Here is a 21,820-nt window from a genome sequence, read left to right as displayed (position 1 = left end):
GGAGTGCTAAATGAGCTTTTTTATCTCTAATGCCATGGCTGACGCCGCTGCGCCTGCCGCTGCCGGCCCAATGGGCGGTGGTTTCGAGTGGATTTTCCTGGTCGGCTTCCTGGTCATCTTCTACCTGATGATCTGGCGTCCACAGGCCAAGCGCGCCAAAGAGCAGAAAAACCTGCTGGGCAGCCTGCAGAAAGGCGACGAAGTTGTGACCACTGGCGGCATCGCCGGCAAGATCACCAAGGTTTCCGATGCTTTCGTGATTCTGGAAGTCTCCGACACCGTCGAAATGAAGTTCCAGAAGGGCGCCATCGCCGCCACGTTGCCAAAAGGCACGCTCAAAGCGATCTGAGTAACAACTTTTACCAATCGACGGGGCGCGCAAGGCGCCCCGCGTTATAAGCGGGCGGCGTGATGCTGAACAAATACCCTCTGTGGAAATACGTACTGATCCTGGCGGTGCTGGCGATCGGTTTTATTTATTCCGCTCCCAATCTTTATCCTGATGACCCTGCGATCCAGATCACGGGCGCCAGCACTTCGCTGCAGGTCAATCAGGCTGACCTGGAACGCGCGAGCAAAGCGCTCAACGACGCGGGCATCCAGGTTAAAGCGGCAACATTGGCGGCTGATGCTAAGGGCGGCTTGTTGCGCCTGACCAAGGCAGAAGACCAACTGCCGGCCAAAGACGTTGTGCGCAAGGCCATGGGTGACGACTACGTTGTCGCGCTGAACCTGGCACAGACTACGCCAAAATGGCTGCGCAGCATTGGCGCGCACCCGATGAAGCTGGGTCTGGACTTGTCCGGTGGTGTGCACTTCCTGCTGGAAGTCGACATGGACAAGGCCCTCGACGCACGCCTGAAAGTCTACGAAGGCGACGTGAAGAGCCTGCTGCGCAAAGAGAAGTTGCGTTATCGCAGCCTGCCGCAGCTCAACGGTGCCATCCAGCTGGGCTTCGCTGACGAAGCTTCCCGCGAACAGGCCCGTGCGCTGATCCGCAAGAATTTCAATGATTTCGACATCGTACCGGCCGACCTGAATGGTCAGGCTGTACTGCGTCTGGCGATGAGCCCGGCCAAGATCGCGGAAATCCGCGAGTACTCCATCAAGCAGAACTTGACCACGGTACGTAACCGCGTCAACGAGCTGGGTGTAGCCGAGCCAATCGTTCAGCGTCAGGGTGCCAACCGCATCGTGGTTGAACTGCCGGGCGTGCAGGACACTGCTGAAGCCAAGCGTATCCTGGGTAAAACGGCCAACCTGGAATTCCGTCTGGCCGCTGAGCCGGGAGCTTCACGTGCCACTGCCGAAGAATTCGAGTTCCGTGAAGGCAACCGTCCTCCAGCGTTGATCGAGCGTGGCTTGATCATCACCGGTGACCAGGTGACCGACGCCAAGGCGGGTTTCGACTCGCAGCACGGTACGCCTGAAGTGAACATCCGTCTGGATGGCCACGGCGGCGACCTGATGAGCCGCGCCACGCGCAGCAACGTCGGCCGCAGCATGGCGGTGATCTTCATCGAGCAACGTCCGGTTACTACCTACACCAAGCAAATGGTCAACGGCGTCGAGAAAGACGTGCCGGTGCAGACCTTCAAGGAAGAGAAGAAGATCATCAGCCTCGCGACCATCCAGTCGCCGCTGGGTGCTCAATTCCGCATCACTGGCCTGAACGGCCAGGGCGAATCGTCCGAACTGGCGCTGTTGCTGCGTGCCGGTGGCCTGGCGGCGCCGATGTACTTTGCTGAAGAACGCACCATTGGCCCGAGCCTGGGTGCCGACAACATCACCAAGGGTATCGATGCGGCCTTGTGGGGCATGCTGTTTGTGTCGCTGTTCATCATCGCCATCTACCGCTTCTTCGGCGTCATCGCCACCGTGGCCCTCGCGGGCAACATGGTCATGCTGCTGGCCCTGATGTCGCTGCTGGGCGCTACGCTGACCCTGCCAGGTATCGCCGGTATCGTGCTCACCATGGGCATGGCGGTAGACGCCAACGTACTGATCTTCTCGCGGATTCGTGAAGAGATCGCGGCGGGCATGACCGTACAACGTGCAATCAACGAAGGCTTCGGCCGGGCATTTACCGCGATTCTCGACTCCAACTTGACCACCTTGCTGGTCGGCGGGATTCTCTTTGCCATGGGCACCGGCCCGGTCAAAGGTTTTGCGGTGACCATGTCCCTCGGTATCTTTACCTCGATGTTCACGGCCATCATGGTGACCCGCGCAATGGTCAACCTGATCTTTGGCGGGCGTGACTTCAAGAAGTTGTGGATTTAAGGGGCTGCCATGTTACGTACAATCAACTTCATGGGCGTTCGCAACGTTGCGTTCGGCTTCACCATGGTCCTCACCGTTCTGGCGTTGTTCAGCTGGTTCCATAAGGGCTTGAACTACGGTCTGGACTTCACTGGCGGTACGCTCATCGAGCTGACCTACGAGAAGCCGGCCGACGTTACCCTGGTGCGCAACGAGCTGGTCAAGGCCGGCTATCACGAAGCCATCGTGCAGAGCTTCGGTGCAACCACCGACCTGCTGGTGCGTATGCCGGGCGAAGATCCACAACTGGGTCACCAGGTAGCCGAGGCCTTGCAGAAGGTCGGTGGCGACAACCCGGCGTCGGTCAAGCGCGTCGAGTTCGTGGGCCCGCAGGTCGGTGAAGAGCTGCGCGACCAGGGCGGCCTCGGCATGCTGATGGCGCTGGCCGGCATCATGATCTACCTGGCGTTCCGCTTTCAGTGGAAGTTCGGTGTCGGCGCCATTGTGTCGCTGATCCACGACGTCATCGTGACCGTGGGTATCCTGGCGTACTTCCAGATTACCTTCGACCTGACGGTATTGGCGGCGGTGCTGGCGATCATTGGTTACTCCCTCAATGACACCATCGTGGTATTCGACCGGGTTCGTGAGAACTTCCGCGTACTGCGTAAGGCGTCGCTGATCGAGAACATCAACGTTTCCACCACTCAGACCCTGCTGCGGACCATGGCGACGTCGATCTCCACCTTGCTGGCGATTGCTGCGCTGATGATCTTCGGTGGCGACAACCTGTGGGGCTTCTCCCTGGCGCTGTTCATCGGCGTTCTGGCGGGCACCTACTCGTCGATCTACATCGCCAACGTGGTGCTGATCTGGCTGAACCTTAACAGCGAGGATTTGATCCCGCCTGCCACTACCGGCAAGGAGGTCGACGACCGCCCTTGATGGGCGCTTGTTGACACGCTGTTACAAAGAAGGCGCGAGTATTGAACTCGCGCCTTTTTTTTCGCTCCAAGGCTGGGTATAGCGCGGACGTTTCGGTCCGTTTGTGATGGTCAGGAGGTTCACGTGAACAAGTCGTTGCTGGTTGGTGCGGTATTGGGTGCTGTCGGTGTGACTGCCGGGGGTGCTGTTGCCACCTACAGCCTGGTAAAAAGCGGCCCTGAGTATGCGCAAGTGCTGGCGGTGCAGCCGGTGAAAACCCAGATTAAAACCCCGCGCGAAGTCTGTAAGGACGTCGCCGTGACCCGGCAGAAGCCTGTGCAGGATCAACATCAAATCGTCGGTACCGTGGTCGGTGCGCTGGCGGGTGGCCTGTTGGGCAACCAGGTCGGTGGCGGTAATGGCAAGAAGCTGGCGACTGTAGCTGGTGCGGTGGGTGGCGGTTACGCGGGTAACAAGGTTCAGGAAGGCATGCAGAACCGCGATACCTACACCACTACGCAAACCCGTTGTAACACCGTCAACGACATCAGCGACAAAGTTGTCGGCTATGACGTGCGGTACACCCTGGATGGCAAGGAAGGTTCGGTGCGCATGGACCGTGATCCCGGTGGCCAGATTCCAGTCGATAAAGAAGGTCGTCTGATCCTGGGTCAGAACCAGCAGTAATTCCAAGTCGGGTGCGGTTCAAAATGTGGGAGCGGGCTTGCTCGCGAAGGCGTAGTGTCAATCAACAGATTTATTGACTGACCCACCGCTTTCGCGAGCAAGCCCGCTGCCACATTGGGTATCGGTTGTAGCTGGAATTGCCGTATCGCCCAAATCCCAGGCATAAAAAAAGCACCCCTCGGGGTGCTTTTTTGTGCTCGCTCGCTTAACGCTTCAGCGAAGCCGGCAGGTGCGGCTGGATCGCCGTCAATACTGCCTTGAAGCATTTGGTGTTACCGGCAACGACGTGGCCTTTCTCAAGGAAGTCGTGACCACCGGTGAAGTCGCTCACCAGGCCGCCAGCTTCCTGGATCAGCAGGGCGCCTGCCGCCATGTCCCACTCGGACAGGCCCGACTCCCAGAACGCATCAAAACGACCGGCGGCAACGTAAGCCAGGTCCAGGCTGGCAGCACCGGCGCGACGGATGCCGGCGGTTTGGCCAACCAGGGCGCGGAACATGCCCAGGTAGTTTTCCAGGTTGTCCATCTGGTCGTCACGGAACGGGAAGCCAGTGCCCAGCAGGGCGCCGTCCAGGCTGGTACGACCGCTTACACGCAGGCGACGACCGTTCAGCTGGGCGCCACGGCCACGGCTGGCGGTGAATTCTTCCTGGCGAACCGGGTCGAGCACGACAGCGTGTTCCAGGCGGCCACGGTATTTGCAGGCAATGCTCACGGCAAAGTGTGGGATGCCGCGCAGGAAGTTGGTGGTGCCATCCAGTGGGTCGATGATCCACAGGTAGTCTTCGCCTTCGCCGCTGCCTTTGTGCAAGCCGGTTTCTTCGCCGAGGATGCCGTGGGTAGGGTAGGCCTTGCGCAGCGCGTCGATGATTTTCTGTTCGGCGGCGCGATCCACCTCGGATACATAATCCTTGGCGTCTTTTTCGTCGACCTTGATGGTATCCAGGCGCTCGATGGAGCGGAAGATCAATTCACTGGCGCTGCGGGCGGCGCGCAGCGCGATATTCAGCATGGGCTGCATGGATGTGTCACCTAAGGTTGTTAAAGAAAGCCGGGCATTCTAGCAGAAACTTTCTTCAGGTGAAGGACGACGTTACCTTTCATGGCATAACCTTAGGCTGTTCTGTAAGATTTGCTCCCCTTTCCCGTGTCCGAGAGCGCCTCCCTTGCTGCAAAACATTCGTGTCGTCTTGGTCAATACCAGTCATCCCGGCAACATCGGCGGGGTGGCGCGAGCCATGAAAAACATGGGGCTGACGCGCCTGGTGCTGGTCGAGCCGCGCCTGTTCCCGCACCACGAGGCCGATGCCCGTGCGTCCGGCGCCAATGACATCCTGGAAAAAGCCCAGATTGTCGCCACGTTGGAAGACGCGTTGGTCGGCTGCAACCTGGTGCTCGGCACCAGCGCCCGCGACCGTCGTATCCCTTGGCCGCTGCTGGATCCGCGCGAATGCGGCACCAAAGTGGTTGAAGAGGCCGCCGGCGGTGCCGAAATCGCCCTGGTGTTCGGTCGTGAAGATTCCGGCCTGACCAATGAAGAGCTGCAGCGATGTCATTACCACGTGCACATTCCATCCGACCCTGAGTTCAGCTCGCTGAACCTCGGGGCAGCGGTGCAGGTGTTGAGTTATGAAGTGCGCATGGCCTGGCTGGCCGCTGAAGGTCAGCCGAGCAAGGTTGAGAAGGATGAAGTCGCGTCGACCAAAAGTGGCGAGTTGGCCACCATGGACGAGCTGGAGCGGTTCTATGAGCACCTGGAGCAAACCCTGGTGGCCATCGAATTCCTCGATCCGGAAAAACCACGGCACTTGATGGCGCGCCTGCGTCGCCTGTACGGGCGCAGCTCGGTCAGCCGAGCGGAAATGAATATATTGCGTGGCATCCTCACGGAAACCCAGAAAGCGGCCCGTGGCGAGCTTCTTAAACGGAAGGATTAAAAATGTTCGAGCGTTTGCGAGAAGATATCCAGAGTGTTTTCCACCGAGACCCGGCGGCGCGCAACGCCTTTGAAGTGCTGACCTGCTACCCGGGCATGCACGCGATCTGGATTCACCGCCTGTCCGGCGCCCTGTGGGGTATGGGCTGGAAATGGCTGGCGCGGCTGGTGTCGAACTTCGGTCGCTGGCTGACGGGGATCGAGATTCACCCGGGGGCCAAAGTGGGCCGTCGCTTCTTTATCGACCATGGCATGGGCATTGTGATTGGCGAGACCGCCGAAATCGGTGATGACGTCACCCTTTATCAGGGTGTGACCCTGGGCGGCACCACCTGGAACAAAGGCAAGCGCCACCCGACACTGGGTGATGGTGTGGTAGTGGGGGCGGGCGCCAAGGTGCTTGGCCCGTTTACCGTTGGTGCGGGCGCCAAAGTCGGCTCCAATGCCGTGGTCACCAAGGCCGTGCCGCCTGGCGCCACCGTGGTAGGTATTCCTGGGCGCATCATCGTCAAGCCGGAAGTCGGCGACGAGCAGGAAGCCAAGCGCAAGGCCATGGCGAAGAAGATCGGTTTCGATGCCTACGGCGTCAGCGAAGACATGCCCGACCCGGTGGCGCGCGCCATTGGCCAGTTGCTTGACCACTTGCAGGCAGTCGACGGCAAGCTGGACGGTATGTGCGGCGCGCTGAAGGAGCTGGGCAGTAGCTACTGCGCCAAGGACCTGCCTGAGCTGCGCGAAGAAGACTTCGCCGAGATCAAGAGCGAGGCGGCCACCACCAAGGCTGGCTGAGGTCTCGCAATCACCGCAAGACCCTGTGGGAGCGGGCTTGCTCGCGAAAGCGGTGTGTCAGTCGCTGAATATACTGGCTGACCCAGCGCCTTCGCGAGCAAGCCCGCTCCCACATTTGATCTTCGTTGTGTCTGGCAGTGCTGGTTGTCCGTTCCCGCTGTTCCATCCCACCCCACCCTGCTATGATTCGCGCGCCCTTTTTACGGGTAATCCCGACTAAAGCACTAGGTCTTATAGTTGACTTAAATACTCGGGAATCGCATACTTGCTCCCATTCTGAAACACCTTGGTACTTGTCCATGAGACTGACTACAAAAGGCCGATACGCGGTAACCGCCATGCTTGACCTGGCCTTGCACGCGCAAACTGGGCCGGTGTCCCTGGCCGATATCTCCGAGCGCCAAGGCATTTCCCTGTCCTACCTCGAGCAGCTGTTCGCCAAATTGCGCCGTAGCAACTTGGTTTCCAGCGTACGTGGGCCGGGTGGCGGCTACCAACTGTCCCGCGACATGCAGGGCATCCAGGTAGCCCAGGTGATCGACGCGGTCAACGAATCCGTCGATGCCACCAAATGCCAGGGTTTGGGTGATTGCCACGCTGGCGACACCTGCCTGACCCACCACTTGTGGTGTGACTTGAGCCTGCAGATCCATGAGTTTTTGAGTGGTATCAGCTTGGCTGATCTTGTGACTCGCCGTGAGGTGCAAGAAGTAGCCCAGCGTCAGGACCAGCGCCGTTGCAACACCAAGGCGCCGCGTCTGGACAAGATCGAAGCGTCCGCCGTCGAGTGACAGCCGCAGAGCTAACGGCACGCCAGCCAGCCTGATTAGGAGAAAGTCCATGAAATTGCCGATTTACCTTGATTACTCAGCGACCACCCCGGTTGATCCGCGTGTCGCGCAAAAGATGAGCGAATGCCTGCTGGTCGACGGAAACTTCGGCAACCCGGCCTCCCGTTCCCACGTATTCGGCTGGAAAGCCGAGGAAGCGGTCGAGAACGCTCGTCGCCAAGTCGCCGACCTGGTCAATGCCGACCCGCGCGAAATCGTCTGGACCTCCGGTGCCACCGAATCCGATAACCTGGCAATCAAGGGTGCGGCGCATTTCTACGCGACCAAAGGCAAACACCTGATCACCACCAAGATTGAGCACAAGGCTGTCCTCGACACCATGCGCCAACTGGAGCGTGAAGGTTTCGAGGTTACCTACCTCGAGCCAACCACCGACGGTATCGTCACCCCGGCCATGATCGAAGCCGCGCTGCGTGAAGACACCATCCTGGTTTCCGTGATCCACGTGAACAACGAAATCGGCACCATCAACGACATCGCAGCCATCGGCGAACTGACCCGTTCCAAGGGCATTCTGCTGCACGTCGACGCTGCTCAGTCCACCGGCAAGGTCGACATCGACCTGTCGAAACTGAAAGTCGACCTGATGTCCTTCTCCGCCCACAAGACCTATGGCCCTAAAGGCATCGGCGCGCTGTACGTGAGCCGTAAGCCTCGCGTGCGTATCGAAGCCACCATGCACGGCGGCGGTCACGAGCGCGGCATGCGTTCGGGCACCCTGGCGACCCACCAGATCGTTGGCATGGGCGAAGCCTTCCGTGTAGCCAAAGAAGACATGGCTGCCGAAAATGTGCGCATCAAAGCGTTGAGCGACCGCTTCTACAAGCAGGTCGAGAACCTTGAAGAGCTGTACATCAACGGCAGCATGACTGCCCGCGTACCGCACAACCTGAATTTGAGCTTCAACTACGTCGAAGGCGAGTCGCTGATCATGGCGCTCAAGGACCTGGCAGTTTCGTCCGGTTCGGCCTGCACCTCGGCTTCCCTTGAGCCTTCGTACGTATTGCGCGCCCTGGGCCGCAACGACGAACTGGCACACAGCTCGATCCGCTTTACGTTCGGCCGTTTCACCACCGAAGAGCAAGTCGATTACGCCGCGCAGAAAGTCTGCGAAGCCGTCAACAAGCTGCGCGTTCTGTCGCCGCTGTGGGACATGTACAAAGACGGTGTCGACATTTCCAGGATCGAGTGGGCGGCACACTAACTATAGAAGCCGCCACCCAAGCTCTGTAGAAACGTGGCGGAAAACGCAGGCGTTTTTACAGGGTTCCAGAGCGGCCCTGATGAGTGAGGATTCAGTACCATGGCTTACAGCGAAAAGGTCATCGACCACTACGAAAACCCGCGCAACGTCGGCAAGATGAACGCGGAAGACCCTGATGTCGGCACTGGCATGGTCGGCGCTCCGGCGTGCGGCGACGTTATGCGCCTGCAGATCAAGGTCAACGACGCTGGCGTTATCGAAGACGCCAAGTTCAAGACTTACGGCTGCGGTTCCGCCATTGCCTCCAGTTCCCTCGCTACCGAGTGGATGAAAGGCAAGACCCTGGATGAGGCTGTGACCATCAGCAACACCCAGCTGGCCGAAGAACTGGCACTGCCGCCAGTGAAAATTCACTGCTCCGTACTCGCCGAAGACGCTATCAAAGCGGCCGTTCGCGACTACAAGCAGAAGAAAGGCTTGATCTAAGCATTTGGCGACGAGTAAGGAGTCAACGATGGCTATCAGCATGACAGAAGCGGCTGCGCAGCACATTCGCCGCTCCCTGAATGGGCGCGGTAAAGGTGAGGGGATTCGTCTGGGTGTTCGCACCACGGGCTGTTCCGGCCTTGCCTACGTGCTGGAGTTTGTCGACGAGGTGGTTGAAGAGGACCAGGTGTTCGAAAGTCACGGCGAGAAAGTGATCATCGACCCTAAGAGCCTGACCTACCTGGACGGCACCGAACTCGATTTCGTCAAGGAAGGGTTGAACGAAGGCTTCAAGTTCAACAACCCCAACGTGCGCGGTGAATGTGGCTGCGGCGAAAGCTTCAACATCTGAGGCTATTTGTGGGCACTCCTTGTCATTTCGCTTTATTCGAGCTGCAGCCAAGCTTTCGGCTGGACCTTGAGCAGCTTGCCACGCGCTACCGAGAATTGGCGCGTGGGGTGCATCCGGACCGCTTCGCTGACGCTTCCGAGCGTGAGCAACGCCTGGCGCTGGAGCAATCGGCCAGCCTCAATGAAGCCTATCAGACGCTCAAAAGCCCCCCGAAACGCGCGCGCTATCTGCTCGCGATGAACGGTGGTGAGTTGCCGATTGAAGTCACGGTGCACGACCCGGACTTCCTGATGCAGCAGATGCAATGGCGCGAAGAGCTCGAAGACTTGCAGGACGAAGCCGATGTGGCCGGTGTCGCCGTCTTCAAGCGTCGTCTGAAAGTGGCTCAGGATGAGCTCTACGAAAGCTTCGCAGCCTGTTGGAATGATGCCGCGCAACGTGAACAGGCCGAACGCCTGATGCGGCGCATGCAGTTCCTCGACAAGCTCACCTACGAAGTGCGCCAGCTAGAAGAGCGCCTCGACGATTAACCCAGTGCTGCCCGTGTTGCACGCCTGATAGACAGATAAGACCTGATTACCATGGCTCTACTGCAGATCGCCGAACCCGGCCAAAGCCCTCAACCGCACCAGCGTCGTCTGGCGGTCGGGATTGACCTGGGCACCACCAATTCCCTGGTCGCCGCCTTGCGCAGCGGCCTGTCCGAGCCGCTGCCCGACGCCGATGGCCAGGTTATCCTGCCGTCCGCCGTGCGCTATCACGCTGATCGCACCGAAGTCGGTGAGTCGGCGAAGCTGGCGGCGTCTTCCGACCCTTTGAACACCGTGCTGTCGGTCAAGCGCTTGATGGGTCGTGGTCTGTCCGACGTCAAGCAACTGGGCGAGCAACTGCCGTACCGCTTTGTCGGCGGCGAATCCCATATGCCGTTCATCGACACCGTCCAGGGCCCGAAAAGCCCGGTGGAAGTGTCGGCTGATATCCTCAAGGTGCTGCGCCAGCGCGCAGAAACCACCTTGGGCGGCGAATTGGTCGGCGCGGTGATCACGGTTCCTGCGTATTTCGATGATGCTCAGCGCCAAGCCACCAAGGACGCGGCGAAGCTTGCCGGCCTGAACGTGCTGCGCCTGCTCAACGAGCCGACTGCCGCCGCTGTGGCTTATGGCCTGGATCAACACGCCGAAGGCCTGGTTGCTATTTATGACCTGGGTGGCGGCACCTTTGATATTTCGATCCTGCGCCTGACCGGCGGTGTGTTTGAAGTGCTGGCCACCGGTGGCGACACCGCCCTGGGCGGCGATGACTTCGATCACGCGATTGCCGGCTGGATCATCACCAGCGCAGGCTTGTCCGCCGACCTGGACCCGGGCGCGCAGCGTAAATTGCTGCAAACCGCCTGTGTGGCCAAAGAAGCACTGACGAACGCCAATTCTGTAGACGTTTCCTACGGTTCCTGGTCGGCTCAACTGACCCGAGAAGCTTTCGATGCGCTGATCGAGCCGATGGTCGCTCGCAGCCTCAGGGCTTGCCGTCGCGCCGTACGTGACTCCGGTGTCGAGCTGGAAGACGTAGCCGCCGTGGTCATGGTTGGCGGTTCGACCCGTGTGCCACGCGTTCGCGAAGCCGTTGCAGAAGCCTTCGGTCGCCAGCCGCTGACTGAAATCGACCCGGATCAAGTTGTCGCCATTGGTGCTGCGATCCAGGCCGACACCCTGGCCGGCAACAAGCGCGATGGTGGCGAATTGTTGTTGCTCGACGTGATTCCGCTGTCCCTGGGGCTGGAAACCATGGGTGGCCTGATGGAGAAGGTGATTCCACGCAACACCACCATCCCCGTCGCCCGCGCCCAGGATTTCACCACTTATAAAGATGGCCAGACGGCCATGATGATTCATGTGCTGCAAGGCGAGCGCGAGCTGATCAGCGACTGTCGCTCCCTGGCGCGCTTTGAATTGCGCGGCATTCCGCCGATGGTGGCGGGTGCAGCGAAGATTCGCGTCACCTACCAGGTCGACGCCGATGGCCTGCTTAGCGTGGCTGCGCGTGAACTGGCCTCGGGCGTTGAAGCCAGCATCCAGGTCAAACCGTCCTACGGCCTGACCGACGGCGAAATTGCCAAGATGCTCAAGGATTCGTTCCAGTACGCCGGTGATGACAAGGTCGCCCGTGTACTGCGCGAGCAGCAAGTCGATGCCCAGCGCCTGCTTGAAGCGGTGCAGGGTGCCCTTGATGCTGATGGCGAGCGTCTGCTGGACGCCGAAGAGCGCATGGTCATCGACCTGCAGATGCAGGAGCTGGCCGAACTGATGAAAGGCAACGATGGTTATGCCATCGAGCAACAGACCAAGCGTTTGTCGCAAGTGACCGATGCTTTTGCCGCCCGTCGTATGGACCAGTCGGTAAAAGCCGCCCTGGCGGGACGCAATCTGAATGAAATCGAGGAATAATTAATGCCGCAGGTCATTTTTCTGCCACACGCCGAGCATTGCCCGGACGGTATGGTTGTTGAGGCTGAGACCGGCAAGTCCATCCTCGAAGTTGCCCATGACAACCACATCGAGATCGAGAGTGCCTGCGGCGGTGTCTGCGCCTGCACCACCTGCCACTGCGTGATTCGCGAGGGTTTCAACTCTCTGGAAGAAGCGGATGAGCTGGAAGAGGACTTTCTTGATCGCGCTTGGGGCCTGGAGGCGACTTCTCGCCTAAGCTGTCAGGCAAAAGTCGGGACTGAAGACATCACCGTCGAAATTCCGAAATATTCGCTCAACCATGCGGCCGAAGCGCCGCACTGATGGGTAGTATTGTCATGAACTATGGTTGGAATGATGTACAGCGCATTGCTGAAGAGCTCGCTGAAGCCAAGCCGGATGTGAGTCCGTTGACGGTCAACTTCGTTGATCTGCAGCGCTGGATCATGGAGCTGCCTGATTTCGACAATACCTCTGGCCGTTGTGGCGAGAAGGTATTGGAAGCGGTCCAGGCGCTCTGGATCGAAGAAATCGACTGATCATCCCCGCAGGTTAGGCAATACCCAATAACCCGCGTATAATTCGCGGGTTTAATTTTTCGTAAATTACCGTTTCTGGAGTTACACCATGGCTGTTCAACGTACTTTCTCCATCATCAAGCCTGACGCTGTTGCAAAAAACGTCATCGGCGAGATCACCACTCGTTTCGAAAAAGCCGGCCTGAAGGTTGTAGCTTCGAAACTCAAGCAACTGTCCAAAGCTGAAGCTGAAGGCTTCTACGCTGAGCACAGCGCTCGTGGTTTCTTCGGCGACCTGGTTGCCTTCATGATCTCCGGTCCTGTTGTTGTTCAGGTTCTGGAAGGCGAAAACGCTATCGCTCTGAACCGTGAGCTGATGGGCGCTACCAACCCTAAAGAAGCGGCTGCCGGCACCATCCGTGCTGATTTCGCTGAATCGATCGACGCCAACGCTGTTCACGGCTCGGACTCCGAAGCCGCTGCTGCTCGCGAAATCTCGTACTTTTTCGCTGCTACTGAAGTAACCGCTCGCTAAGCATCGGCTTAAAGAGTGAGGGTGAATCCATGACTACATCGACTGTTAAAACCAACCTGCTGGGTCTGACTCAACAGGAAATGGAAAAATTCTTCGACTCAATCGGGGAGAAGCGTTTCCGTGCCGGTCAGGTAATGAAGTGGATTCACCACTTTGGCGTCGACGACTTCGACGCCATGACGAACGTCAGCAAGGCCCTGCGCGATAAGCTCAAGGTCATTGCTGAGGTCCGTGGTCCCGAAGTGGTCAGCGAGGATATCTCCAGCGACGGCACCCGTAAGTGGGTGGTGCGCGTGGCGTCCGGCAGCTGCGTCGAGACCGTTTACATTCCCCAGGGCAAGCGCGGCACATTGTGCGTTTCGTCCCAGGCTGGCTGTGCCCTGGACTGCAGTTTCTGCTCCACCGGCAAGCAAGGCTTCAATAGCAACCTCACCGCCGCCGAAGTCATTGGCCAGGTGTGGATTGCCAACAAATCCTTTGGCAGCGTCCCGGCAACCGTCGACCGTGCCATCACCAACGTGGTGATGATGGGCATGGGTGAGCCGCTGCTGAACTTCGATAACGTCGTTGCCGCCATGCATTTGATGATGGACGACCTGGGCTATGGCATCTCCAAGCGCCGTGTGACCCTGTCGACCTCAGGCGTGGTGCCGATGATCGATGAGCTGGCCAAGCAAATCGACGTCTCCCTGGCGTTGTCGCTGCACGCACCCAATGACGCATTGCGTAACCAATTGGTGCCGATCAACAAGAAGTATCCGCTTAAGATGCTGCTCGAATCTTGCCAGCGTTACATGGCGACCTTGGGCGAGAAGCGTGTGTTGACCATTGAGTACACCATGCTCAAGGACATCAACGACAAGGTCGAGCACGCGGTCGAGATGATCGAGCTGCTCAAGAACACCCCGTGCAAGATCAACCTGATTCCGTTTAACCCGTTTCCACATTCTGGTTACGAGCGGCCGAGCAACAACGCCATCCGCCGTTTCCAGGATCAACTGCACCAGGCCGGCTACAACGTCACCGTACGCACCACGCGTGGTGAAGACATCGACGCCGCCTGTGGCCAATTGGTAGGGCAGGTGCTGGATCGCACCCGTCGCAGCGAACGTTATATCGCCGTGCGCGAACTTAACGCCGCCGAAGATTTGCCGCAAATTGCTGTGAATCGAATCTGAGAGAGGATCTCTATGCCCTTGCGCCTTGCGCTGCTTTTACTTTTTACCGGCCTCGTGGCCGGTTGTGTTTCATCGGGCCATGACAGCCCTTTGCACACCGATAAAGGCCGTGATGAGGCGCGAGTTGCCTATGTGCAATTGGGTTTGGGGTATCTGCGCCAAGGCATGAGCGAGCAGGCCAAGGTGCCGTTGAAAAAGGCCCTGGAGCTGGACAGCGCCGATGCCGACGCGAATGCCGCACTGGCTTTGGTATTCCAGGCGCAGGCCGAGCCCGAGCTGGCTGATCAGTATTTCCACAAGGCCTTGTCCGTGCGTCCCGCCGACCCTCGGCTGCTGAACAATTACGGCAGCTTCCTGTTCGAGCAGAAACGTTATGACCAGGCCTCCCGTTATTTCCAACAAGCCAGCGCCGATACTCTTTATCCTGAACGCTCGCGCGTGTTCGAGAACCTTGGGGTGACCTCAATGCGTCTTGGCCAGCGCGACAGCGCCCGTCGGCAGCTGGAAAAAGCCCTGCACCTGAACGGTAGCCAGCCACGCGCGTTGCTCGAAATGGCTGAGTTGTCTTACGAAGACAGGCATTATGTGCCGGCACGTGACTATTACGAGCGTTTTAGCCTGCTCAGCGGGCAAAATGCACGTAGTCTATTGCTCGGTGTGCGGCTGGCGACGGTTCATGAAGAACGCGACACGGCCGCACGTTTTGGCCAGCAACTCGAACGACTCTATCCCGGTACGCCGGAATATCAGCAATACCTGTCGGAGCAATGATGAAAGCGGCGCACCCGGAAGTTGTAGCAGCTAATCGCGTAAACCCAGGCGAGACCTTGCGTCAGGCCCGCGAAAGCAATGGTTGGTCGCTGGCAGAAGTGGCCCTCAAGCTCAATTTGACCGCCACGTCCCTGGGCAACCTGGAAGCCGGCGCGTTCGACAAGCTGCCTGGGCACACCTTTGCCCGCGGCTATATTCGCGCCTATGCCAAGTTGCTGGGCATTGACCAAACCGTACTGGTCCAAGCGTTCGACCAATTCACCGGCACCGACTCCCAGGGCAGCAATGTGCATGGCCTCGGTCGCATCGAAGAGCCGGTGCGGGTTTCCCACACGATTTTGCGTATTGTCAGCCTCTTGCTGCTGATCGCCGTGATCGGCGGAGGCTTCGTCTGGTGGCAGGATCAGGCCTCCCAGCGCACGAAGGACCTGACCAGCAACGCCCTGGAGCATGTCGAAGTCGAAAGCGCCGACGGCACCACCCAGATTCATCCGCTGGATGAGCCGGAAGACCAGGCCGTTGCTCAAGGCCAGGCCGTGCCGGAAGCGCCAGCCACTGCCGAGCAGCCCGTTGCGGAAGCCGGCACGGCACCTGCTGCGACCGCCGTTGTGCCAGTACCGGCGGTGCCTGCCACTCCGGTGGCCCCCGTTGCCCAGGCGCATGCTCCAGTCGCTCCGGCACAGGCTCCAGCGACCACTGCTCCAGCTGCACCGGCAACGCCGGCAGTCTCGCCGCCCAGCACACCCGCATTGGTGGCCGGCGATGGGCATATCCAGATTACCTTCATCTCTGACTGCTGGACGCAAGTCACCGATGGCAATGGCAAAGTGCTGTTTAGCGGTTTGAAGCGTAAGGGAGATACGCTTGACCAGGGCGGCAAGCCTCCTTTGACGCTGCGTCTGGGTTATGCCCGTGGCGCGCAAGTGGCCTACAACGGCCAGCCTGTGGACGTGGCGCCGTTCACCAGTGGCGAGACCGCTCGCCTCAAGTTGGGACAATAGTCATGCACGGCGAATCTCCAATCAAACGTCGCGTATCGCGCAAGATCTGGGTCGGCTCGGTGCCGGTGGGTGGCGATGCCCCTATCGCGGTGCAGAGCATGACCAACAGCGACACCAATGATGTCGCCGCCACCGTCGCCCAGATCAACCGTCTGGAAGCTGCCGGTGTGGACATCGTGCGGGTTTCCGTGCCGGACATGGACGCTGCCGAAGCATTTGGTCGCATCAAGCAACTGGTCAAGGTGCCGCTGGTTGCCGACATTCACTTCGACTACAAGATCGCATTGCGCGTGGCCGAACTGGGCGTCGACTGCCTGCGCATCAACCCGGGCAACATCGGTCGTGAAGACCGTGTACGCGCAGTGGTGGATGCAGCCCGTGACCGCGGGATTCCGATCCGTATCGGCGTCAACGCCGGTTCCCTGGAAAAAGACCTGCAGAAGAAATACGGCGAGCCGACTCCGGCGGCGCTGGTTGAATCGGCGCTGCGCCACGTTGAGCACCTTGAACGCTTGAATTTCCAGGACTTCAAGGTCAGCGTAAAGGCCTCCGACGTGTTCATGGCGGTAGAAGCCTACCGCCTGCTGGCCAAGGAAATCGTGCAGCCGCTGCACCTGGGTATCACTGAAGCGGGCGGTTTGCGCTCAGGCACAGTGAAATCTGCGGTGGGTCTCGGTATGCTGCTCGCCGAAGGGATTGGCGATACTATCCGCATCTCCCTGGCGGCAGACCCCGTAGAGGAAGTGAAAGTCGGCTACGACATTCTCAAATCCCTGCGTTTACGTTCCCGTGGCATCAACTTCATTGCCTGCCCGAGCTGCTCGCGGCAGAACTTCGACGTGGTGAAAACCATGAACGACCTGGAGTTGCGCCTTGAAGACCTGCTGGTGCCGCTCGATGTTGCGGTGATCGGTTGCGTGGTCAACGGTCCGGGTGAAGCCAAAGAGGCGCACATCGGCCTGACTGGCGGTACGCCAAACCTGATTTACATCGACGGCAAGCCGTCGCAGAAGTTGACGAATGAGAATCTGGTGGATCACTTGGAAAAGCTGATCCGCCAGAAAGCGGCCGAAAAGGTCGCGGCTGACGCAGCGCTGATCGCGCGCGGCTAAGAACGAATTTAAGGATTAGATGTGAGCAAGTCTCTGCAAGCCATTCGTGGCATGAACGACATCCTGCCGGAGCAGACGCCACTGTGGCGCTACTTCGAGAACACGGTCGCGCGCCTGCTGGATAACTACGGTTACAAGCAGATCCGCATGCCGATCGTTGAATTCACCGAGCTGTTCAAGCGCTCCATCGGTGAAGTGACCGACATCGTCGAAAAAGAGATGTACACCTTTGAAGACCGTAACGGCGACTCCCTGACCCTGCGTCCGGAAGGTACCGCTGCGTGCGTGCGTGCCGTGCTTGAGCATGGCCTCACCGGTGGTGGCCAGCCGCAGAAGTTGTGGTACATCGGCCCGATGTTCCGCCACGAACGCCCGCAGAAAGGCCGTTATCGCCAGTTCCACCAGATCGGCCTCGAGGTGTTTAACCTCGACGGTCCGGACATCGACGCCGAGCTGATCGTGCTGACCTGGCGCCTGTGGGGCCTGCTCGGCATCCGCGACGCGGTCAAGCTTGAACTCAACAGCCTGGGCACCAGCGAATCCCGGGGTCGCTATCGCGTCGCCCTGGTCGAGTATCTGTCTGCTCACTTGGACAAATTGGATGAAGACAGCCAGCGCCGTCTGAAAACCAACCCGTTGCGCGTCCTCGATACCAAAAACGCCGACACCCAAGCCGTACTGGTCGACGCGCCGAAAATGGCCGACTACCTGGACGACGAATCCCGCACGCACTTCGAGGGCCTCAAGGCTCGCCTGGATGCGGCCGGTATTCCCTACGTGATCAACCCTAAGCTGGTTCGCGGCCTCGATTACTACAGCAAGACCGTATTCGAGTGGGTCACCGACAAGCTTGGTGCCCAAGGCACCGTATGTGCCGGTGGTCGCTACGACGGCCTGGTTGAGCAAATGGGCGGCAAGCCGACCACGGGCGTAGGGTTTGCGATGGGCATCGAGCGGCTGATCCTGCTGCTGGAAACCCTGGAGCAGGTCCCGGAAGAAATCTCCCGTCAGGTGGACGTGTACCTCTGCGCCTTTGGCGAGGCCGCCGAACTGGCAGCCCTGGCCCTGAGCGAAAAAGTGCGCGACCAGCTGCCGAACCTGCGCCTGCAGATCAATGCCGGCGCCGGCAGCTTCAAGAGCCAGTTCAAGAAGGCCGACAAGAGCGGTGCGCTGTATGCACTGATCCTGGGCGATGACGAACTGGCCCAGCAAGTGATAGGTTTCAAACCCCTGCGTGGTCAGGGCGAGCAACAGAACATTGCCTTTGATGCGCTCGCCGCGCACTTGGCCACCTGCGTCGTGCAGGGTTGAAGCTGTCGAACAGCCGAATTTAGCGATTAAGGAGTATTGGGGTGTCGAGTACTGATGATGAGCAGATGGCCGAGTTCAAGGACTGGTGGCAGCGTAACGGCAAGCCCCTGGTTACTGGCGGCCTGCTGGCTTTAGTGGTGGTGTTCGGGTGGCAAGCCTGGCACAAGTATCAGGCCAACCAGTCCCAAGGCGCCTCGGTCCTCTATCAGCAATTGCTGGAAACCACCCTGACGCCGGACGGCAAGCCCGATCCTGCCCAAGTGGCGGACCTGGCCGGCAAGCTGAAAAGCGAATTTGGCGGTAGCACTTACGCCCAGTACGGCAGCCTGTTCGTCGCGAAAGTCGCGGTCGACACCGGCAAACTGGACGACGCGGCCACTGAGCTGAAGGCCATCGCCGACAAGCCGACGAACCCGACCCTGGGTGAAATCGCACGTCAGCGCCTGGCCCAGGTATTGGCGGCACAGAACAAGGCTGACGAAGCACTCAAACTGCTCGACGGCGATGCTGACAAGGCATTCGTGGCCACTCGCGAAGAGCTCAAGGGCGACCTCTTGGTCCAATTGGGTCGTACCGACGAAGCCCATGCTGCGTACCAAAAAGCCAAGGCGGCGCTGTCTGATGAAGCGGCGGTCGGTGGCTTACAAATCAAGCTGGACGACTTGGCCAAAGGGGATGCGTGACGTGATCCGTTGGAAACATGCAGCATTGCTGGCTCTGGCCGTTCTGGCCGCGGGTTGCAGCAGCAACAGTAAAAAAGAACTGCCTCCTGCCGAGCTGACCAGCTTCAAGGAAGAAGTGGTCCTGCAAAAGCAGTGGAGCCGCTCCGTGGGTGATGGCCAGGGCGACCTGTACAACCTGTTGCAGCCGGCAATCGACGGCGACAACATCGTGGCCACTGACTCCACCGGCGTGATCATTGCCATGGATCGCATGAATGGCGACGTCAAGTGGAAGAAAGACCTCGAACTGCCGGTTTCCGGTGGCGTGGGCGTCGGCTACGGCATGGTGCTGGTGGGTACGCTCAAAGGCGACGTGGTTGCTCTGGACTCCGCAACGGGTGAAGAGAAATGGCGCGCTCGCGTGACCAGTGAAGTGCTCTCCGCGCCTGCCACCAACGGCGATATCGTCGTGGTGCAAACCCAGGACGACCGTGTGATTGGCCTGGACGCCGCCACCGGCAACCAGCGCTGGTTGTACGACAGCACCCCTGCGGTGTTGACCCTGCGCGGCACCAGTGGTCCGATTGTGACCAACAACCTGGCCATCGCAGGCCTGTCGACCGGTAAAGTGGTCGCCCTGGATACCCAGAACGGCGTGCCGGCCTGGGAAACCCGTGTGGCAATCCCTCAGGGTCGTTCCGAACTGGACCGCGTGGTGGACATCGACGGCGGCTTGCTGCTGTCGGGCGAAACCATCTACGTCGCCACCTACCAGGGCCGCGTTGCTGCGCTGGACCTGCAAAGCGGCCGCATCAACTGGCAGCGTGATGCTTCCAGCTATGCCGGTGTCGCCCAAGGGTTTGGCAGCGTCTACGTAAGCCTGGCGTCCGGCACTGTTGAAAGTGTCGACGAGCGTTCCACCACTGCACTGTGGAGCAACGACTCCCTGGCCCGCCGTCAACTGTCGGCACCGGAAGTGTTCTCCAGCTACGTAGCGGTAGGTGACTTCGAAGGTTACCTGCATCTGCTGAGCCAGGTGGACGGTCGTTTTGTCGGCCGCGAGCGTATCGACAGCGACGGCCTGCGTGCGCGTCCGCTGGTTGTGGGTAACATGCTTTACGTGTTTGGCAACAGCGGCAAGCTGGAAGCCCTGACCATCAAGTAAAGAATTATGCTTGGGGTAAAACCCAGGCGGCCCCGCTTCGGCGGGGCATGCGGCATTTGAATATGCTGCCCCGAGCACCAGCCGCTGCCTTGCAGCGGCTTTTGTATTTTCTGAAATAACGAAGTGGAGAGCCGCATGGTTCCCGTAATCGCCCTGGTGGGCCGACCTAACGTCGGCAAGTCCACCTTGTTCAACCGCCTGACCAGGACTCGCGACGCCATCGTCGGCGACTTGTCCGGTCTGACCCGTGATCGCCAATACGGTGAGGCAAAGTGGCAAGGGCGCTCCTACATTATTGTCGACACCGGTGGTATCTCCGGTGACGAGCATGGCATGGACGAAAAGATGGCCGAGCAGTCGCTGCTGGCCATTGAAGAAGCCGATGTTGTGTTGTTCCTGGTGGACGCCCGTGCGGGCTACACCGCTGCCGACCAGATGATTGGCGAGCACCTTCGCAAGCGCAACAAGCGGTCCTATTTGGTCGCCAACAAGATCGATAACATCGATCCTGAGGCTGCCCGCGCCGAGTTCAGCCCGATGGGCCTGGGCGACGCGATCCCGGTCGCCGGTGCTCACGGTCGCGGCATCACCCAGATGCTGGAAATCGCCCTGCGCGACTTCCCCAAGGATGACGAAGAGGAAGAAGAGGGCGAAGCAGAGATCGTCGCCGAAGGTGAGGAAGCCAAGCGCATTCCTGGCCCGAGCGAAAAAGACGGTATCAAGATCGCCATCATCGGCCGCCCGAACGTCGGCAAGTCGACGCTGGTTAACCGCATGCTCGGTGAAGACCGGGTTATCGTGTATGACGAGCCCGGCACCACCCGCGACAGTATCTACATCCCGTTCGAGCGTAACGACGAGAAGTACACGCTGATCGACACCGCTGGTGTGCGCAAGCGCGGCAAGATCCACGAGGAAGTTGAAAAGTTCTCGGTGGTCAAAACCCTGCAGGCGATCAAAGACGCCAACGTGGTGATCTTCGTGATGGACGCCCGCGAAGGCGTGGTGGACCACGACCTCAACTTGCTGGGCTTTGCCCTGGAAGCCGGTCGCGCCCTGGTGATCGCGATCAACAAGTGGGACGGCATGACGCCGAGCGAGCGCGATTTCGTCAAGATCGAGCTGCAGCGTCGCCTGTTCTTCGTTGAGTTCGCCGATATCCACTTTATCTCGGCCCTGCACGGCACCGGCGTGGGTAACCTCTACGCCTCCGTACAGAACTCGTTCAAGTCCGCGGTTACCCGCTGGCCGACCAACCGTCTGACCCAGATCCTGGAAGACGCCGTCGGCGAGCACGCGCCGCCGATGGTCAACAACCGCCGCATTAAACTGCGTTACGCCCACTTGGGTGGTGCCAACCCGCCGATTATCGTGATTCACGGTAACCAGATCGAGAAGGTGCCAAAGTCCTATGTGCGTTACCTGGAAAACACCTACCGCCGTGTCTTGAAACTGGTCGGTACGCCGATCCGTATCGAGTTCAAGGGTGGCGAGAACCCATACGAAGGCAACAAGAACACCTTGACTGACCGTCAGGTGAACAAGAAGCGTCGTTTGATGACTCACCACAAAAAGGCCGACAAGAAGCGTCGAGATAAAAAGTAAGCAGTA

General features: G+C 59.5%; 24 protein-coding genes. 23 read left to right on the top strand and 1 reads right to left on the bottom strand.

Annotated elements, in window-relative coordinates; genetic code table 11:
* Positions 1 to 10 precede the first annotated feature (10 nt).
* From yajC to ACDZ94_RS02785, 4 genes are all read left to right on the top strand, one after another.
* Positions 11 to 349, top strand: coding sequence for a preprotein translocase subunit YajC (gene yajC, locus ACDZ94_RS02800; protein WP_053135483.1), 339 nt, complete (start codon positions 11 to 13; stop codon positions 347 to 349).
* A 62-nt stretch (positions 350 to 411) separates the two neighbouring features.
* Complete coding sequence (secD, locus tag ACDZ94_RS02795) at positions 412 to 2,283, top strand: protein translocase subunit SecD (protein WP_221295603.1); 1,872 nt, start codon at positions 412 to 414, stop codon at positions 2,281 to 2,283.
* Positions 2,284 to 2,292: 9 nt separating this feature from the next.
* Complete coding sequence (gene secF / locus ACDZ94_RS02790) at positions 2,293 to 3,207, top strand: protein translocase subunit SecF (RefSeq protein ID WP_053257884.1); 915 nt, start codon at positions 2,293 to 2,295, stop codon at positions 3,205 to 3,207.
* Between the two features lie 123 nt (positions 3,208 to 3,330).
* Positions 3,331 to 3,873, top strand: a complete 543-nt coding sequence (locus tag ACDZ94_RS02785) for a glycine zipper 2TM domain-containing protein (protein WP_053257883.1) — start codon at positions 3,331 to 3,333, stop codon at positions 3,871 to 3,873.
* A 205-nt stretch (positions 3,874 to 4,078) separates the two neighbouring features.
* On the opposite strand, the gene suhB is transcribed toward ACDZ94_RS02785, so the two are convergent.
* Positions 4,079 to 4,894, bottom strand: a complete 816-nt coding sequence (gene suhB / locus ACDZ94_RS02780; RefSeq protein WP_003175971.1) for a type III secretion system regulator SuhB — start codon at positions 4,892 to 4,894, stop codon at positions 4,079 to 4,081.
* Positions 4,895 to 5,039: 145 nt separating this feature from the next.
* On the opposite strand from suhB, the gene trmJ reads away from it, so the two are divergent.
* The 19 genes from trmJ to der all read left to right on the top strand — a co-directional run bounded on the left by trmJ (position 5,040) and on the right by der (position 21,814).
* Positions 5,040 to 5,810 (top strand): tRNA (cytosine(32)/uridine(32)-2'-O)-methyltransferase TrmJ, encoded by a 771-nt coding sequence (trmJ, locus tag ACDZ94_RS02775; RefSeq protein WP_432751042.1) that lies wholly within the window; start codon positions 5,040 to 5,042, stop codon positions 5,808 to 5,810.
* A gap of 2 nt (positions 5,811 to 5,812) precedes the next feature.
* Positions 5,813 to 6,598, top strand: coding sequence for a serine O-acetyltransferase (gene cysE, locus ACDZ94_RS02770; RefSeq protein WP_432751041.1), 786 nt, complete (start codon positions 5,813 to 5,815; stop codon positions 6,596 to 6,598).
* A gap of 299 nt (positions 6,599 to 6,897) precedes the next feature.
* Entirely contained in the window at positions 6,898 to 7,389 is a 492-nt protein-coding gene (gene iscR, locus ACDZ94_RS02765) for a Fe-S cluster assembly transcriptional regulator IscR (protein WP_003194020.1), read from the top strand.
* 49 nt (positions 7,390 to 7,438) lie between these two features.
* Complete coding sequence (locus tag ACDZ94_RS02760) at positions 7,439 to 8,653, top strand: IscS subfamily cysteine desulfurase (RefSeq protein WP_432751040.1); 1,215 nt, start codon at positions 7,439 to 7,441, stop codon at positions 8,651 to 8,653.
* 99 nt (positions 8,654 to 8,752) lie between these two features.
* A complete protein-coding gene (gene iscU / locus ACDZ94_RS02755) occupies positions 8,753 to 9,139 on the top strand; it encodes a Fe-S cluster assembly scaffold IscU (protein ID WP_003175965.1) in 387 nt (128 codons plus the stop codon).
* A 28-nt stretch (positions 9,140 to 9,167) separates the two neighbouring features.
* Positions 9,168 to 9,491 carry an iron-sulfur cluster assembly protein IscA gene (gene iscA / locus ACDZ94_RS02750; RefSeq protein WP_003209680.1) on the top strand — a complete coding sequence of 108 codons (324 nt, stop codon included), beginning with the start codon at positions 9,168 to 9,170 and terminating at the stop codon, positions 9,489 to 9,491.
* 8 nt (positions 9,492 to 9,499) lie between these two features.
* Positions 9,500 to 10,021: a co-chaperone HscB gene (hscB, locus tag ACDZ94_RS02745; protein WP_432751039.1), complete on the top strand. Its 522-nt coding sequence runs from the start codon at positions 9,500 to 9,502 to the stop codon at positions 10,019 to 10,021.
* A 51-nt stretch (positions 10,022 to 10,072) separates the two neighbouring features.
* Positions 10,073 to 11,935 (top strand): Fe-S protein assembly chaperone HscA, encoded by a 1,863-nt coding sequence (hscA, locus tag ACDZ94_RS02740; RefSeq protein ID WP_432751038.1) that lies wholly within the window; start codon positions 10,073 to 10,075, stop codon positions 11,933 to 11,935.
* A gap of 3 nt (positions 11,936 to 11,938) precedes the next feature.
* The gene (gene fdx / locus ACDZ94_RS02735) at positions 11,939 to 12,280 is read left to right on the top strand and encodes an ISC system 2Fe-2S type ferredoxin (protein WP_015885743.1); all 342 of its coding nucleotides are present in this window, start codon (positions 11,939 to 11,941) and stop codon (positions 12,278 to 12,280) included.
* Positions 12,281 to 12,294: 14 nt separating this feature from the next.
* Positions 12,295 to 12,495 (top strand): Fe-S cluster assembly protein IscX, encoded by a 201-nt coding sequence (gene iscX / locus ACDZ94_RS02730; protein ID WP_064454043.1) that lies wholly within the window; start codon positions 12,295 to 12,297, stop codon positions 12,493 to 12,495.
* Between the two features lie 88 nt (positions 12,496 to 12,583).
* Positions 12,584 to 13,009 (top strand): nucleoside-diphosphate kinase, encoded by a 426-nt coding sequence (gene ndk, locus ACDZ94_RS02725; protein ID WP_003175956.1) that lies wholly within the window; start codon positions 12,584 to 12,586, stop codon positions 13,007 to 13,009.
* A 29-nt stretch (positions 13,010 to 13,038) separates the two neighbouring features.
* Positions 13,039 to 14,187 (top strand): 23S rRNA (adenine(2503)-C(2))-methyltransferase RlmN, encoded by a 1,149-nt coding sequence (rlmN, locus tag ACDZ94_RS02720; RefSeq protein WP_432751037.1) that lies wholly within the window; start codon positions 13,039 to 13,041, stop codon positions 14,185 to 14,187.
* 12 nt (positions 14,188 to 14,199) lie between these two features.
* Complete coding sequence (gene pilW, locus ACDZ94_RS02715; protein WP_128590182.1) at positions 14,200 to 14,958, top strand: type IV pilus biogenesis/stability protein PilW; 759 nt, start codon at positions 14,200 to 14,202, stop codon at positions 14,956 to 14,958.
* Positions 14,958 to 15,959, top strand: a complete 1,002-nt coding sequence (locus ACDZ94_RS02710; RefSeq protein WP_064454040.1) for a RodZ domain-containing protein — start codon at positions 14,958 to 14,960, stop codon at positions 15,957 to 15,959. Before pilW ends, ACDZ94_RS02710 begins: the two co-directional genes overlap by 1 nt.
* A 2-nt stretch (positions 15,960 to 15,961) precedes the next feature.
* Entirely contained in the window at positions 15,962 to 17,071 is a 1,110-nt protein-coding gene (gene ispG, locus ACDZ94_RS02705) for a flavodoxin-dependent (E)-4-hydroxy-3-methylbut-2-enyl-diphosphate synthase (protein ID WP_064454039.1), read from the top strand.
* A gap of 21 nt (positions 17,072 to 17,092) precedes the next feature.
* Positions 17,093 to 18,382, top strand: coding sequence for a histidine--tRNA ligase (hisS, locus tag ACDZ94_RS02700; protein WP_064454038.1), 1,290 nt, complete (start codon positions 17,093 to 17,095; stop codon positions 18,380 to 18,382).
* A 65-nt stretch (positions 18,383 to 18,447) separates the two neighbouring features.
* Positions 18,448 to 19,065, top strand: coding sequence for a tetratricopeptide repeat protein (locus ACDZ94_RS02695; protein WP_177410102.1), 618 nt, complete (start codon positions 18,448 to 18,450; stop codon positions 19,063 to 19,065).
* Positions 19,058 to 20,209, top strand: coding sequence for an outer membrane protein assembly factor BamB (bamB, locus tag ACDZ94_RS02690; RefSeq protein WP_064454036.1), 1,152 nt, complete (start codon positions 19,058 to 19,060; stop codon positions 20,207 to 20,209). The genes ACDZ94_RS02695 and bamB overlap by 8 nt, the downstream gene beginning before the upstream one ends.
* A 135-nt stretch (positions 20,210 to 20,344) precedes the next feature.
* Positions 20,345 to 21,814, top strand: coding sequence for a ribosome biogenesis GTPase Der (gene der / locus ACDZ94_RS02685; RefSeq protein ID WP_407016200.1), 1,470 nt, complete (start codon positions 20,345 to 20,347; stop codon positions 21,812 to 21,814).
* Positions 21,815 to 21,820: the final 6 nt, after the last annotated feature.

It is taken from the genome of Pseudomonas sp. UBT (assembly GCF_050915955.1).
Taxonomy (GTDB): domain Bacteria; phylum Pseudomonadota; class Gammaproteobacteria; order Pseudomonadales; family Pseudomonadaceae; genus Aquipseudomonas; species Aquipseudomonas antarctica_A.
Note: the sequence above shows the minus strand (reverse complement) of the source record. Positions and strands in the feature narration are given on the sequence as shown.

Coding starts and splice junctions, on each gene's coding strand:
- yajC (WP_053135483.1), top strand. CDS start 11: ATGAGCTTTTTTATCTCTAATGCCATGGCTGACGCCGCTGCGCCTGCC.
- secD (WP_221295603.1), top strand. CDS start 412: ATGCTGAACAAATACCCTCTGTGGAAATACGTACTGATCCTGGCGGTG.
- secF (WP_053257884.1), top strand. CDS start 2,293: ATGTTACGTACAATCAACTTCATGGGCGTTCGCAACGTTGCGTTCGGC.
- suhB (WP_003175971.1), bottom strand. CDS start 4,894: ATGCAGCCCATGCTGAATATCGCGCTGCGCGCCGCCCGCAGCGCCAGT.
- cysE (WP_432751041.1), top strand. CDS start 5,813: ATGTTCGAGCGTTTGCGAGAAGATATCCAGAGTGTTTTCCACCGAGAC.
- iscR (WP_003194020.1), top strand. CDS start 6,898: ATGAGACTGACTACAAAAGGCCGATACGCGGTAACCGCCATGCTTGAC.
- ACDZ94_RS02760 (WP_432751040.1), top strand. CDS start 7,439: ATGAAATTGCCGATTTACCTTGATTACTCAGCGACCACCCCGGTTGAT.
- iscU (WP_003175965.1), top strand. CDS start 8,753: ATGGCTTACAGCGAAAAGGTCATCGACCACTACGAAAACCCGCGCAAC.
- iscA (WP_003209680.1), top strand. CDS start 9,168: ATGGCTATCAGCATGACAGAAGCGGCTGCGCAGCACATTCGCCGCTCC.
- hscA (WP_432751038.1), top strand. CDS start 10,073: ATGGCTCTACTGCAGATCGCCGAACCCGGCCAAAGCCCTCAACCGCAC.
- fdx (WP_015885743.1), top strand. CDS start 11,939: ATGCCGCAGGTCATTTTTCTGCCACACGCCGAGCATTGCCCGGACGGT.
- iscX (WP_064454043.1), top strand. CDS start 12,295: ATGAACTATGGTTGGAATGATGTACAGCGCATTGCTGAAGAGCTCGCT.
- ndk (WP_003175956.1), top strand. CDS start 12,584: ATGGCTGTTCAACGTACTTTCTCCATCATCAAGCCTGACGCTGTTGCA.
- rlmN (WP_432751037.1), top strand. CDS start 13,039: ATGACTACATCGACTGTTAAAACCAACCTGCTGGGTCTGACTCAACAG.
- pilW (WP_128590182.1), top strand. CDS start 14,200: ATGCCCTTGCGCCTTGCGCTGCTTTTACTTTTTACCGGCCTCGTGGCC.
- ACDZ94_RS02710 (WP_064454040.1), top strand. CDS start 14,958: ATGAAAGCGGCGCACCCGGAAGTTGTAGCAGCTAATCGCGTAAACCCA.
- ispG (WP_064454039.1), top strand. CDS start 15,962: ATGCACGGCGAATCTCCAATCAAACGTCGCGTATCGCGCAAGATCTGG.
- ACDZ94_RS02695 (WP_177410102.1), top strand. CDS start 18,448: ATGGCCGAGTTCAAGGACTGGTGGCAGCGTAACGGCAAGCCCCTGGTT.
- bamB (WP_064454036.1), top strand. CDS start 19,058: ATGCGTGACGTGATCCGTTGGAAACATGCAGCATTGCTGGCTCTGGCC.
- der (WP_407016200.1), top strand. CDS start 20,345: ATGGTTCCCGTAATCGCCCTGGTGGGCCGACCTAACGTCGGCAAGTCC.